Below are 13,972 nucleotides of genomic sequence, written 5' to 3' on the forward strand. Positions count from 1 at the left end.
CCGCCTGTTCGTCTGGATCAGGCGTCGAAGCGGCCCGAAGCGTGGGCCAGCATCGTGTAGACCTTGCCGGTGTCCGAGGTGAGGTAGGTCCGGCTGCGGGCATTGTCCGGGTCGCTCTTGGCGATGTCGGCCAGAAGCGTCTCGAAGTCGCCAATATAGCGATCGACCGCGGCACGGAACTCGGTGTCCCGCTGATATTTGCGCCGGATCTCGTCGAAGGTCTGCTGCCCCTTCATCGTGTAGAGGCGGCGGGTGAAGACGTTGCGCTCACCCTTGCGATAGCGCTCCCACAATTCGATCGACGCCTTGTGGTCGATCGCCCGGGCGATATCCACCGACAGCGAGTTCAGGGATTCCACCACATGGTCGGGCGAACGGCCTTCCGGCGCCGTCGGGTTGCGGTCCTGGCCCGCGGCAGGTGCCGCCGGCTGGACGGGAGCGTTGTCGTCCTCATCCTGCGACGCGCGGCGCAGAAGGTCGGAGACCCAACCGCCGGGCTCACTTGTTCCGCGATCGGCGGCTGGTTCGCTGCGCGCAGCGCTCGGTGCCGGTGCGGCAGGACGGGCCGGAGCACGCAGCGGTGCCGCGGGGGTGCGTTGCTGGGCCGGTGCCGGTGCGGGACGGGCCGGGGCCTCGCTCCGCGGCTCGGCGGCCGGCGCCTGCGCACGCGGCGGCGTGTCGTAGTTCGAGCCACGCAGATCATGCGCCAGATTGCCGTCGGTCATGAAGGACGCAGCGATCTGGTCTTCCACATCCTGCTCTTCCTCGGCGGTGAACACCGGAGCCTCGGGCTGGCGTGCCACGGCGGCCGCTGCCGACTGCCGCGGTGCGGACTGGCTGTAGCTCGGCGCCGCGGTCCTGGCCCGCGGCTCGGCGGGTGCCTGGCTCCGCTCGGGGCCACGGCTCGACACGTCGAAGGCACGGCCCGAATGTGAGACGACATCCGACAGGTCCCGCAGGGCGCGGATCTGGTCGGCGACAGCACGGCGCATGGCCTCGGAGCTCTCGCGCGCCTCGTCCGGCAGCTCGAACACGCCGCGCTTGATGTCGGCGCGCGCCGTTTCCAGCTCCTGGCGGATTTCCTCGGCAGTGCGACGGATCTCCGCGGTCGCGCCGTCGAAGCGCGCGCTGGCGTCCTCGATGACCGACTGGATTGCCTGACGCATGGCCTCGGCGGTGGCGCGGGAGCGCTCCTCGGTGGTCTGCAGCTGACGGTCCGCCTCGACCAGCGTTTCGCCCATCTCGGTCGACAGACGCGAGGAGATGAGGCGCGAACGCTGCTCGGTGCGATCGAACAGGCCGCCCATCAGTTCCTCGAAGGAATGGAGCAGCGAGCCGATCTCCTCGGAGCGCTTGACGAGACCTGCCGACAATTCCTCGATGCCGCCATGGCCGGCTTCGAGGGTCGCGCGGAGGTTGGCTTCGCCGGTCTCGATGAGGCGGACTGCCTCGCCGAGAACCGTTCCGTGATCCTGGAAGCGGTCGGCGATCGCCGAGACCTTGGAGAAGGCCGTCATGGACAGCTTGTCGAGACGTTCGACGTTGCTCTCCAGAAGGCGCGACGACAGCGAGATCGAGTTGGACGCTTCCTCCGTCTCCTGGCTGAAGCGGGCGCCGGATTCGCGCAGCGTTTGATCGATCGCGCCGAGGTTCTCGACGGCCTCGTCGACCAGCCCGCGCAGCGAGCCGCTGGTCTGGGACAGCCGGCCGACCAGCGAACCGATCTCCTGCTGCAGGCTGTCGCGGATGTCCGACACGGCGCCGACGGCGCTGGCGGTCTTCTCCTCGAAGCTGCCGATGATGTCGCCGGACGAGCGATTGAGGGTTTCCACCACTTCGCTCGCACGGCGGCCGAGGGCCGAGACCAGCGCCGCATTTTCGCTACGCAGCTTGTCGGACGCGTCGCGCGTCGTCGTCTCGATCATCCGGGCGAGTTCGGTGCCATTCTCGCCGAGGCGCTCGAATACCGGCCGAGCTTCCTCGTCGAGGATGCGGCTGATTTCGGCGCTGCGCGAGCTGAGCAGGGTCGCCAGGGTGCGGGTCCGCTCGTCGATATCCTCGCCCATGACACGGGCCCGGGCTGCGATGATGCGGTCGGCTTCGCCCATGCGGGTCGACAGGTCCTGGCCCAGCGAGCCGGCACTGTCGAGAAGCTCCTGGCGGGCCCGCTCGGTCTCGAGCTGGATCGCGGCGGAGATCGACGCGAACTGGGTGGCCAGTTCACCGCCCTGGGCGAGCATCAGCTCGCGGGCGCTCTCGGCATCGCGGCTGAGGGTCTGGGAGGCGTTGTCGACATCGCCGCGCAGCTGCGTTGCCACGGCGTAGACGCCGTCACGCATCGACTGCGAGGCATTGGCCAGCTCGTCGCGGATGAGGCGGGTCGCCTCTTCGAGTTCGCCGCGCAGGGCGTTGCTGGCCAGCATCTCCGAGAGCTGCGTCGTGACGCCGCCAAGCTCCTCGCTGAAGCGCTCGGCACGCTCTTCCAGGGTCGCGGCGACCCGTTCGGTTTCGCCGCGGATCTGGTAGGAGGCGCCCGAGAGGCGGCGGGTGAAGCCTTCGGTGTTCTCGCGCAGCGCCACTTCGGCCGCTTCGGTCATCTCGCGCATGCGCGCCGTGGCCGCCTCGACCTGCTCGGCGATCGCGCCGGCATCGGAGACGAAGCGCTGGCGGCTTTCGTCGCCGGCCGAGCGGATCTGCTCGCTGGCCTCGCCGAACTGGGCGGCGAAGTCGCGGGTGTTGCGCTCGAACTCGCTGGCGATGGTGGTGGTGATGCCGGAGAGGCTGTCGGCGAGCGCGACGCGCTGCCCGGCAAGGCTCTCGCGGACTTCTTCGGTCTCGCTGCGCAGGGTGCCCGAGATCTCGGTGATCGAGCGGGCCAGTTCCTCGGCTTCGGTAGCGAAGCGCGAACGCGACTGCTCCGACAGGGAACGGATGACCTCGGCGGCGCCGCTGATGTTCTCGGCGATCCGGCCACCTTCGCCGACCAGCGTGCTGCTGGCTTCGGCCGCGCGGCCCGCCAGATCGTCGGCGAGGGATGCCAGCCGTTCGGCCAGGCGATCGGCCTCGCCGGCAATGCGCAGACGGGCTTCCTCGCCGGAGGCCTGGAACAGACGGTCGATGCCGGAGACGCTCTCGGCGATCTTCGCGGTTTCGCCTTCGAGGCCTTCGCGGGCCTGCCTGGCTTCGAGACTCATGGCCGTTGTCGCCTCGGCAATCGCGTGACGCAGCGAGTCGGCGATCTTGGCCGTCGAGGTGTTGAGGGTGCGCTCGACATTGCCGAGGCCGCGCTCCAGTGCCGACGAGATGGCGTCGGAGCGCTGGTCGATGGCGCCGGTCAGGTTGCTGGAACCCGATTCGAGCGCGCTGAGCAGGTCGTCGCGGCGCGCTTCCAGCGAGGTCGAGACGTCGCCGACGCTCTGCTCGATGGCCCGGCGCACGTCGTCGGCCCGGTCGCCCAGGGTCGCCGAGGCCGAGCGTGCGGCCTCCTCGACGATCGAGGCGAGGCTGTCGCGCCGTTCCTCGAGGGCTGCCGACAGCCGCATGTCGGCTTCGAACAACGCTTCGGTCATTCCGTTGACGCGCTCTTCGATCGCCGCGGCGATCGAGGTGCGGCCGGCTTCAAATTCCTGGCTGATCCGCGCGGTGCGCTCGTCGAGGCCGTCGAGGATCGAGTTCTGCGAACCGTCGACCATGCCGTGGATGGCGGCCATCCGCTCATCGAGCCCGTCGATGAGGACGGTGCGGGCTTCCTCCAGCAATCCGCGCATGGCGGCGGTGCGGGCATCGAGGCCCTCGGTGACGCGCATGACGCGCTCGTTGACTTCCTCGTTCAGCGTGGAGGTGCGGCCGTCGAGTTCGCCGATCAGGCTGTCGCGGCCTTGCTCCATGACGGTGCGGATCCGGTCGAAGCGGCCGTCCAGGCTCTGGCCCAGCGACGCCTCGACGGATTCGGCTGCGCTGCGCAGATGGCTGGTGCGCTCTTCGAGCCCTTCCACGACCATCGACAGGGCATTCTCGATCGCGACGAGCTGCGCGCCGGCATTGATGGCGATGTCGTCGCCGAAGGACTGGGTCCGATCGGCCATTTCCTGGCGCAGGCGCTCGGTCTGGCTGTCGACGTCGCCGACGATCGCGGTGCGCGATTCCTCGACCACGTTGCGTAGGGCCTGAACTCGCTCGGACAGGTCGTCTGCCACCTGACGGACGGCGTCGTCGAACCCGCCGGTGATGCCGGCAATGCGCTCGTCCAGCGCCGAGAGAAGGGCGCCGTGGGTTTCCTCCGACAGCGAGCGCAGGACGCTGGTGCGCTCGTCGAGCGTGGTGCGGATGGCGGCATGACGGTCGTCGAGACCGGCGAGCAGGGCATCCTGCGCGCTTGCCATCTGGGTCTGGTTGGCAGCGATGCGATCGGCGAGGCCGGCGGTCAAATTGCCGGTCCGGGCGTCGATGTCGCCGATCAGGCGGCCGCCCTGTTCCTCCAGCCCGCTGATGAAGCGGACGGATTCCGACTGCAGCGACTGGTGGAAGCGGCCGACCCGGTCGGCCAGAAGGCTGGCGATGGCGTCGATCCGCTGGTCGAGCCCGTTGACCAGGCCGTCACGGCTGTCGGCGACGAGGCTTTCGATGGCCTCGCGGCGCTCGTCGAGAAGACGGGCCATTTCGCGGGTCTTCTCGTCGACGCCCTCGGCCATGGCGCCCTGGGCGCTGCCGACGAGGCTTTCCATCTTGGCGACGGTCGCCTCGATGGCCTGGGTGAGCGAGGCGCCGCGATCGTCCAGGCTGCCGATAAGGCTCTGCTGGGAGAAGGCGAAGGCGGCTTCGATGTCCTCGCTGTGGTCGGCAATGCTTTTCTCGATGGCGCCGACGCGCCCGTCGAGGGCGGCCCGCAAGCCTTCGGCGCTGCGTTCGACCATGGCCTCGATCTCCTCGCGGCGCTGCCCGAGCAGTTCCTCGAGGCGCGCGGCGGTCCGCTCGAGCGCGGCATCCATTTCGCCGGCGCGGGTCGCGATATTCTCGACGCGGCTGTCGCTGGCGAGATCGAAGGCGAGAAGGCGATCGTCGAGCGTTCCGGCAAGCATGCCGGCGCGTTCGTCCATGATGGCGTTGAGGCCCGCAATGCGCTCGTCGAAGAGAGTCCGGAGCTGGCCGGTGCGCTCCTCCAGCGCCGACTGGCTCAGCGTCACGGCGTCGCCGGCGCGCATCGTCAGTTCGGTATGGCCGCGCTCGAAGGCGTCCATGATCTCGCGCGAGCGCTCGGCGAGGGCGCCGGCAAACTCCTGCGAGCGTTCGGCCAGCACCTGCGAAACCCGGTCGGTCGACCGGTCGACGGCCTCGGCCCGCGCCTCGATGGTGGCGACCAGCGAGCCGCCGGTCTCGGTCAGCGTGTGATCGATCGCCGCGAGGCGGCTGTCGAGATCGCCGAGGGTGCGGCTGGACGTGTCGGACAGCATCCGCGCGGCCTGTTCCGTGCGCTCGCCGAGGCTCGATTCCAGCGTCTGCAGGAAGCGGCCGGATTCCTCCTCCAGCCGGTTGCGGCGGCTGTCGATGTCGTCGGTCAGGCTGGACAGGAAGAGACCGTTCTTCTCGCCGATCTCGCGCATGCGGGTCTCGAACGCCTCGTCGAGGCTCGCCAGGAAGGTCTGGCTGTCCATCGCGAGACCGAGCGAACGGTCGTCGAGAACGCTGGTGAGGTCGGCGAGGAACTTCTCGCTCTCGCCGGCGACCACTTCGCCGCGCGCCTTGAGCAGGCCGGTGACCGCATCGCCCGATGCGGACAGGCGGGCGGTGATGTCGTTGCCGACGTCGGACAGACGGCCGACGAAGCCGTTCGAGCGCTCGTCGATCTCGCGCAGGCGTTCCTCGAACGCGCCGTCGAGGCTGGACAGGAAGGTCTCGCCGTTCATGGCGATGCCGATGGCGCGGTCGTCGAGAACACCGGTGAGGTCGGCGAGGAACTTCTCGCTCTCGCCGGCGACCGCGTCGCCCTGCGCCTTGAGAAGGCCGGTGACCGCGTCGCCGGATGCGGAGAGGCGGGCGGTGATGTCGTTGCCGACGTCGGAGAGGCGGCCGACGAAGCCGTTGGAGCGTTCGTCGATCTCGCGCAGGCGTTCCTCGAACGCGCCGTCGAGGCTGGACAGGAAGGTCTCGCCATTCATGGCGATGCCGATGGCGCGGTCGTCGAGAACACCGGTGAGGTCGGCGAGGAACTTCTCGCTCTCGCCGGCGACCGCTTCGCCGCGGGCCTTGAGGAGACCAGTGACCGCGTCGCCCGATGCGGAGAGGCGGGCGGTGATGTCGTTGCCGACGTCGGACAGGCGACCGACGAAGCCGTTGGAGCGTTCGTCGATCTCGCGCAGGCGTTCCTCGAAGGCGCCGTCGAGGCTGGACAGGAAGGTCTCGCCATTCATGGCGATGCCGATGGCGCGGTCGTCGAGAACGCCGGTCAGATCGGTGAGGAATTTCTCGCTGTCACCCGCCAGCGTGTCGCCGCGCGTCTGCAGCAGGCCGGAGATCGCTTCGCCGGCGGCGGAGATACGCTCGATCAGATTGCGGCTGCGGTCGTCGAGATCGGCCGTGCGCAGTTCGATCAGCCGGGCAACCTCGTCGCCGCTCTCGCTCAGACGGCCGGTCGCGTCGTCGGCGCTCTTGGTGATACGCGCGATCAGGCTGTCGCTGTCCTTCGCCAGGCTTTCCCGTGCATTGCGGGTGTGCTCGTCCACCAGGCTGACGAACTCGTCGCTGCGCCGGGTGTAGTCGCGGGCGAGGGCGTCGCCGCGCTCGTCGAGCAGCGTGGTGAAGCGGCGGGAGGCGTCCTCGATCCGCGACAGGATATGGTCGGAGGCGCCATCGACATCCTCGACGAGACGCTGATGCGAACCGACGACGGCCGAGCGCAGGCGCTCGGCGTGGGACAGCATCGCGTCGCGCTCGGCGCCGAGATCGTTGACGAGGCCGCGGATCTTGGCCTCGTTGTCGGCATAGGCGCGCTCCAGCGAGCTCACCTCGTTGTGGACGACATTCTCCAGTTCGGCGGTGCGCGCCAGGGCGCGCTCAACGCCTTCGCCGAGGGCGGCGACCTCGCGGCGCACGGCCTGGCCGACGCTCATGACGCGCTCGGTGGCGATGGATTCCGGCTCGGCCAGTCGCAGGGCGACTTCCGCCATGGACCGGCTCATCAGGCGCATGTCGGCCGACCGGCGGACCATCACGGCGAAGGCCATGATCAGCAGCACCGGAATGACCAGCACGGCGGCCATGACCGCCAGTTCCGACTGGCGGAACGGGTCGGCAATGCCATTCGACAGGGTCGCGATGTCCGAGCCGTAGAGGTCGTAGCTGATATAGCCGACGATGCCGACCCAGGCGGCCGAGACGGCGGCACCGATCCAGATTGGCAGCATCGACGCGCGACGGCTGAGAAGGGCGTCGGCCATCACCGAGGTGCGGCGCTCCTCGTCATTGGCCGCGGGCTGGGAATAGGCGCGGGGCGCTTCGCTCGGCTCGGGGCGGCGCTCGGCGGTTTCGGGGCGTGGCGCGGCCTGCGCGGCCGGATGTTCGCGCGCCGGAGCGGCGGCCGGGCTTGGCTGCGGCGACGGCGCTGCCTTCTGGCGCGGCACGTCGGCGGCAGGCTGGCGGGCCGGGCGCGATGCGGCCGGCGGTGCCTGGCGGGGCGTCGGGGCAGGGCTGCGCCGGGGCGCCGTGCGGGCCGTATGCGGCTCGTACTCGGTAGCGGTGCGCGGAGCCTGCTCCTCGGTCGGTGTGTCGAACGCGACGAAATCGGCCAGCGAGGCGCGGCGCACACCCGTCGCGGGCCTGGCCTCGGCGCTCTCGGTCCTCAGCTCGCCCGCGGTCTCGCTGATCTGCCGTTCGAAATCATCGAAGGAGAACTCGACATCGGTGCGGTCGGCGGCGGAGGGTTGGTCGAGCTGTCCCGAAGCGACTGTCGCGCCATCGTCGGAGCCGGCCTCGAAATCCTCACGCAGCGCTTCCTCGATCTCGTTGACCGTATCGTCTGAAAGCTGGTCGATGGATTTGGTCTGGGACATTTCCGTCGCGCCTCAATACTCGTTACTCTGGACCCGCTCGGCATATGGGCCACCGAAGCGGCGACAGGTTTTCAGGCCTCGCCGAATTCGGACGCAGTCAACCGTCAACGCCCGGCCAGAGGCCATCGGACAGTTTCGCACGATTGATGCTAGTTAGCGACCGCGTCGAAAGAAACCGTAAAAGGGCCCGATCCCTACAAGTTTAAACATAAGGTTAACGATAAACCGAAATTCGCGCCGGGCCCGCTGGAGTCCAATTCTAGGCCGACATGGCACATCTGCAACGCTTTGGGGCAGGTTCCGGTCAGCGCGCTTAACGCTTCCTCCATTCCGGCGGCGGATGATCGAAGCTGCGTCCAGGACGGAGCTCTATATATGAGCTCCGGACCGCATCGCTCGATTGTTCGGATGGTCCCATGGTCTCGCTTGCGCATTCACTTCCCGACGACGCCTTCACCCCGGCAGGCGAGGGCGCACTGCGCTCCCCCTCCGGTCAGCGGCCCATCGATCTGGTGCATCTCGCCCGGCAGACGGCCGGCGATCGCAGCCTGGAGCAGGAGGTGCTCGGGCTGTTCGTGCGGCACCTGCAGCTGGTCGGTGTCCGGCTGGAGACCGCCGGCGGGCTGGAGCTGCGGCAGATCGCCCATACGCTGAAGGGAGCGTGCCGCAATGTCGGGGCGTTTCCGCTGGCCGACGCCGCCGAGGCGAGCGAGCGATCGGGCTTCGACGCGGCCAGTCTGGCGGCGCTTCGGGCCGAAGTGGACGAGACGCTCGGCTTCGTCACGGGCCTCGCACGATAGGTCGGCGGCGTCTCTTCGAGAGGCGCCGCGGCACCGCGACCGGTTGACTTCCGACCCGTGCGAACTCTAACCAAGCGCGACCATCAGCGGCGGCGCGGGCCATGCCGTTGGCCCTTGCCACGACGCGCCCGCCGCCGACCCGACCCCGCAAGCCGAAAGCCTCATTCATGCCCAAGCTCGTTTTCCTCACCCCGGAGGGTGAACGCTTCGAGATCGATGCGCCGAACGGCACCACCGCCATGGAGAACGCGGTCAAGCACGACGTGCCCGGCATCGAGGCCGAATGCGGCGGTGCCTGCGCCTGTGCCACCTGCCATGTCTATGTCGACGAGGCCTGGACGGCGAAGACCGGCGAGCCGGAGCCGATGGAAGAAGACATGCTGGACTTCGCCTACGAACCGCAGCCGAATTCCCGTCTCTCCTGCCAGATCAAGATGCGCGACGAACTGGACGGTCTCGTCCTGACGGTCCCGGCACAGCAGGCCTGATCACGATTTTTTACGGCATTGCGGCCGGTGCGCCGGACGCGGCCGCATGTTCAGACACGATAAGGGCTCGCGGCTTCGTGGTCGCGGGCCCTTATCGTGATCGCTTGTCCGAACCTGGTTGAGCCGGTCCGGCGTGCGATCAGCGCCGGTAGTCCGACACGGCCCGGCTCAGCGCGCGGCGCAGGCGGAAATTGACCTCGCGCCCCTCGATGGTGTCGAACTCGACCTGGGCCCGCTCGTGGCCGGCGAGATAGCGCTGGGTCACCTGGTTCACCAAGGCTTCCATCCGGGCGCAACTCGGCTCTGGCCGCAAATTGCGCAGCGCCATCTCCATGCGTTTCAGCCAGCTCTTGGCGATGTCCGCATGATGCTTCTCATGGCGCTCGATATCCGATTCCAGCGTTCGCCAGATCAGGATCGTCTCCGGCGCGACACCGCGGGGCGGCGCCCATTTCGGCAGAAGCATGTTGAGCGTCAGCTTCACATTGGCCATGTCGACGGCGCAGCCTTCCGCGACGCGCTTGTAGGTGACGTGCCCATCGAACTTCACCTCCGTTGCGCCGGGATGGCGTAGCCCGGTTTCGGCGACGAAGGGACCGCGGCGATTGAGATCGCGGTCGAGCTCCGCCAACGTCGTACCGCGGATGGCGAAGTAGCGAGTTGTCTCGTCCAGCGTCTCAGCCGTTGCCGACGCGCCCGCAAGGACGGCAAGGCCGGCCAGCAGCAAGATTGCCCTACGCGTCATCTCTTCCTCACCATGTCGAAGGTCGCCGTCCGTCCACGCTAACCGTTTGGCGCGGCGACACAAGTCTCTTGCCTGCGGGAGGTGCCGCGACGGATGCACGCCGGTCGTTCCGTCCGGGAGGTTGACAATCTGGAACAAACGAGAACATATCAGGAACACAGAACATAGGAGGAACATCATGCTCGATATCGCCAAGGACCTGTTGTCGCTCGCCGTCGTGTCCGGTTTCGTGTTCAGTCTCAGCCTTCTCGTTCATGTGGTGTAGCCGCCGCTTTCCTGTGCACCGTTGCGGGTCGGCGGTTCCCTCCGGCGGCCACTCGGCCTAGTCGTTGGGTTGCCTTGATGGATGATGGCCGGCGGCCAGCGCCGGGAGGCGGAGCCGGCCGCGGCGGATGGCCGGCTCGGGAATGATGGAGCAACAGCATGGCGTCGGATACCAAACCCAAATTCGTCCATCTGCGGGTCCACAGCGCCTTCTCACTGCTCGAAGGCGCGCTGAAGCTCGACCAGATCATCAAGTTCGCGAAGGGTGACGACGCGCCGGCGATCGGCATCTGCGACACCAACAATCTGTTCGGCGCCCTGGAGTTTTCCGAGAAGGCGTCGAAGGCCGGCATCCAGCCGATCACCGGCTGCCAGATCGACGTCGAGTTCTCCGATTGCGAGGAGAGCCGGGGCGGGCGCCGCGAACGGAGCCTGTCCTCGATCGCGCCGCTGGTGCTGATCGCGGCGACGGAAGCCGGCTACGCCAATCTCGTGGAGATCGTCTCGCTCGCCTATCTCGGGCATGCCGACAATCCGCGCCCGCATGTGCTGTTCGAATGGCTGGAAACGCGGTCCGAGGGAATCATCGCCCTGACCGGTGGCCCGCTCGGCCCGATCGGCTCGGCGATCGCGGCGGACCGGTCCGATCTCGCCCGCAGCCGCATGGAGCGGATGGTGCCGGTCTTCGGCGACCGGCTCTATGTCGAGCTGCAACGCCACGAGGGGCGCAGCCGCAAGGTCGAGGCCGACACGCTGCAACTCGCCTACGACATGGCGCTGCCGCTGGTGGCGACGAACGAACCCTTCTTCCTGAAGGCCGACGATTTCGAAGCCCATGACGCCCTGATCGCCGTCGCCAGCAACCGTCTGGTCAGCCAGGAGGACCGGCGCCGCCTGTCGCGCGATCACAGCCTGAAGTCCCAGAACGAGATGTCGGTGCTGTTCGCCGACCTGCCGGAAGCCCTGCACAACACGGTCGAGATCGCCCAGCGCTGCAGCTACCGGCCACGGACCCGTGCGCCGATCCTGCCGCGCTTTGCCGGCGCCGATGCCGACGCGGCCGAGGCCGAGGCGGCCGAGGTTGCCGAATTGCGGCGCCAGGCCATCGAGGGGCTGGAGGCGCGGCTTGCCGCGCACGGGCTGGCACCCGGAGAGACCGCCGAGAGCTACCGTGAGCGGCTGGAATTCGAGCTGTCGATCATCGAGCGGATGAAGTTCCCGGGCTACTTCCTGATCGTTGCCGACTTCATCAAATGGGCCAAGGCGCAGGGCATTCCCGTCGGCCCCGGCCGTGGTTCGGGCGCCGGCTCGCTGGTCGCCTATGCGCTGACGGTCACCGACCTCGATCCGCTGCGCTTCTCACTGCTGTTCGAGCGCTTCCTCAATCCCGAACGCGTGTCGATGCCCGACTTCGACATCGACTTCTGCCAGGACCGGCGCGAGGAGGTGATCCGATACGTCCAGGAGAAATACGGGCGCGAGCAGGTCGGCCAGATCATCACCTTCGGAACGCTGCAGGCGCGCGCCGTGCTGCGCGACGTCGGCCGCGTTCTCGAAATGTCCTACGGCCAGGTCGACAAGCTCTGCAAGCTGGTGCCGCAGAACCCGGCCAATCCGGTGACGCTGGCGCAGGCCCTGGTCGAAGAGCCCCGCCTGCAGGAGGCGCGCGAGAAGGAAGAGATCGTCGACCGGCTGATCTCGATCGCGCTGAAGCTCGAAGGGCTCTACCGCCACGCCTCGACCCATGCGGCGGGTATCGTGATCGGCGACCGGCCACTGTCGCAGCTCGTGCCGATGTACCGCGATCCGCGCTCGGACATGCCGGTCACCCAGTTCAACATGAAATGGGTCGAGCCGGCCGGTCTGGTGAAATTCGACTTCCTCGGCCTGAAAACCCTGACGGTGCTGCAGAAGGCGGTCGAGCTGATCGCCCGCACCGGGCCGACCATCGATCTGTCGGCCATCCCGCTGGACGACGCCAGGACCTACGAGATGATGACCCGCGGCGAGACCGTGGGCGTGTTCCAGGTGGAATCGGTCGGCATGCGCAAGGCGCTGATCGGCATGCGCCCGGACCGGTTCGAGGACATCATCGCGCTGGTGGCGCTCTATCGGCCAGGTCCGATGGAGAACATTCCGACCTACAATGCGCGCAAGCACGGCGAGGAAGAGCCGGACTTCATCCACGACAAGATCGCGCCGATCCTGAAGGAGACCCAGGGCGTCATCATCTACCAGGAACAGGTGATGCAGATCGCCCAGGTCCTGTCAGGATACTCGCTCGGCGAAGCCGATCTCCTGCGCCGCGCAATGGGCAAGAAGATCCGCGCCGAGATGGACAAGCAGCGCGTCCGCTTCGTCGAGGGCGCGGTCGCCAACGGCCTCGACAAGGCCCAGTCGAACATGATCTTCGACCTTCTGGCGAAGTTCGCCGACTACGGCTTCAACAAGAGCCACGCCGCCGCCTACGCGCTGGTCGCCTACCAGACGGCCTATTTGAAGGCGAACCACCCGGTCGAGTTCCTCGCCGCGTCGATGACGCTGGACGCCGGTAATACGGAAAAGCTCAACGATTTCCGCATGGACGCCATGCGGCTGGGCATCAAGATCGTGCCGCCGTCGGTGCAGACCTCGTTCCGGCAGTTCGAGGTGGGCGAGAACAAGATTTTCTACGCGCTGGCCGCCATCAAGGGCGTCGGCGAGCAGGCGGTCGACCACATCGTGGCGACGCGCGGCGACGGCAGCTTCCAGTCGCTCGAGGACTTCTGCGCCCGCATCGACCCGAAGATCGTCAACAAGCGGACGCTCGAATTCCTCATCGCCGCCGGCGCGCTGGATTGTTTCGGCCACGAGCGGGCGCTGCTGTGCGCCAATATTGACCTGATGGCGTCCTATGCCCTGCGCGTGCACGAAGGCCGCACATCCGGCCAGCACGACATGTTCGGCGGCGCCGGCAGCGAGCCCGAGCCGCTGCATCTCAATCCCGCGCAGCTCTGGACCTCGTCGGAAAAGCTGCTGCGCGAATTCCAGGCGATCGGCTTCTATCTCTCGGCGCATCCGCTGGACGAGTACAAGACGACGCTGAAGCGTCTGCGGGTGCAGACCCATGCGGAGGTGATCCATGCGGTCAAGCGCGGCGCCACGGCCGGCAAGCTGGCCGGCACGGTGACCTCCCGCCAGGAGCGCAAGACCCGGAGCGGCGGCAAGCTCGGCATTATCCAGTTGTCCGATCCGAGCGGCCAGTACGAGGTCGTCCTGTTCTCCGAAGCGCTCTATGCCTTTCGCGACCAGCTCGAGCCGGGGTCTTCGGTGATCGTCGGCGTGTCGGCCGAGGAGCGGCCGGAGGGGGTCTCGTTCCGCGTCCAGTCGGTGCAGTCGCTGGAGGACGAGGCCGTGCGCATGCAGAAGGCGCTGCGCGTGTTCATGCGGGACGCCAACCCGCTGCAGGCCTTCAGGAGCCAGTTGCGCGCCGACGGCGACAGCGAGATTTCGCTGGTTCTGGTCCGCGACGGCGGCGAGCGGGAGGTGGAGATCACGCTGCCGGGCCGCTACCGGGTATCGCCGCAGATGGCGAGTGTGGTGAAGGCGGCGCCCGGCGTCCTCGACGTCGAGCTTCTGTAGGCGAGGGCG

General features: G+C 67.8%; 5 protein-coding genes. 3 read left to right on the forward strand and 2 right to left on the reverse strand.

All coding sequences use genetic code 11. The features are described from left to right. Positions 1-17: 17 nt before the first annotated feature. Positions 18-8,045 (reverse strand): apolipoprotein A-IV repeat region-like domain-containing protein, encoded by an 8,028-nt coding sequence (locus tag H536_RS0111250; RefSeq protein ID WP_024350568.1) that lies wholly within the window; start codon positions 8,043-8,045, stop codon positions 18-20. Positions 8,046-8,461: 416 nt separating this feature from the next. Here H536_RS0111250 and H536_RS0111255 point away from each other — a divergent pair, with 416 nt between their 5' ends. Next, positions 8,462-8,845 (forward strand): Hpt domain-containing protein, encoded by a 384-nt coding sequence (locus H536_RS0111255; protein ID WP_024350569.1) that lies wholly within the window; start codon positions 8,462-8,464, stop codon positions 8,843-8,845. Between the two features lie 167 nt (positions 8,846-9,012). Beyond that, positions 9,013-9,333 carry a 2Fe-2S iron-sulfur cluster-binding protein gene (locus tag H536_RS0111260; protein ID WP_024350570.1) on the forward strand — a complete coding sequence of 107 codons (321 nt, stop codon included), beginning with the start codon at positions 9,013-9,015 and terminating at the stop codon, positions 9,331-9,333. 139 nt (positions 9,334-9,472) lie between these two features. On the opposite strand, the gene H536_RS0111265 is transcribed toward H536_RS0111260, so the two are convergent. Further along, complete coding sequence (locus H536_RS0111265; RefSeq protein ID WP_024350571.1) at positions 9,473-10,078, reverse strand: DUF922 domain-containing Zn-dependent protease; 606 nt, start codon at positions 10,076-10,078, stop codon at positions 9,473-9,475. Between the two features lie 423 nt (positions 10,079-10,501). Here H536_RS0111265 and dnaE point away from each other — a divergent pair, with 423 nt between their 5' ends. Further along, complete coding sequence (dnaE, locus tag H536_RS0111275) at positions 10,502-13,963, forward strand: DNA polymerase III subunit alpha (RefSeq protein ID WP_024350572.1); 3,462 nt, start codon at positions 10,502-10,504, stop codon at positions 13,961-13,963. Positions 13,964-13,972 lie beyond the last annotated feature (9 nt).

Source organism: Aurantimonas coralicida DSM 14790 (assembly GCF_000421645.1).
Lineage (GTDB): Bacteria > Pseudomonadota > Alphaproteobacteria > Rhizobiales > Rhizobiaceae > Aurantimonas > Aurantimonas coralicida.

Bases quoted from the DNA above. Each gene is read 5' to 3' on its own strand.
- dnaE (WP_024350572.1), top strand. From the start codon at position 10,502: ATGGCGTCGGATACCAAACCCAAATTCGTCCATCTGCGGGTCCACAGC.
- H536_RS0111255 (WP_024350569.1), top strand. From the start codon at position 8,462: ATGGTCTCGCTTGCGCATTCACTTCCCGACGACGCCTTCACCCCGGCA.
- H536_RS0111250 (WP_024350568.1), bottom strand. From the start codon at position 8,045: ATGTCCCAGACCAAATCCATCGACCAGCTTTCAGACGATACGGTCAAC.
- H536_RS0111260 (WP_024350570.1), top strand. From the start codon at position 9,013: ATGCCCAAGCTCGTTTTCCTCACCCCGGAGGGTGAACGCTTCGAGATC.
- H536_RS0111265 (WP_024350571.1), bottom strand. From the start codon at position 10,078: ATGACGCGTAGGGCAATCTTGCTGCTGGCCGGCCTTGCCGTCCTTGCG.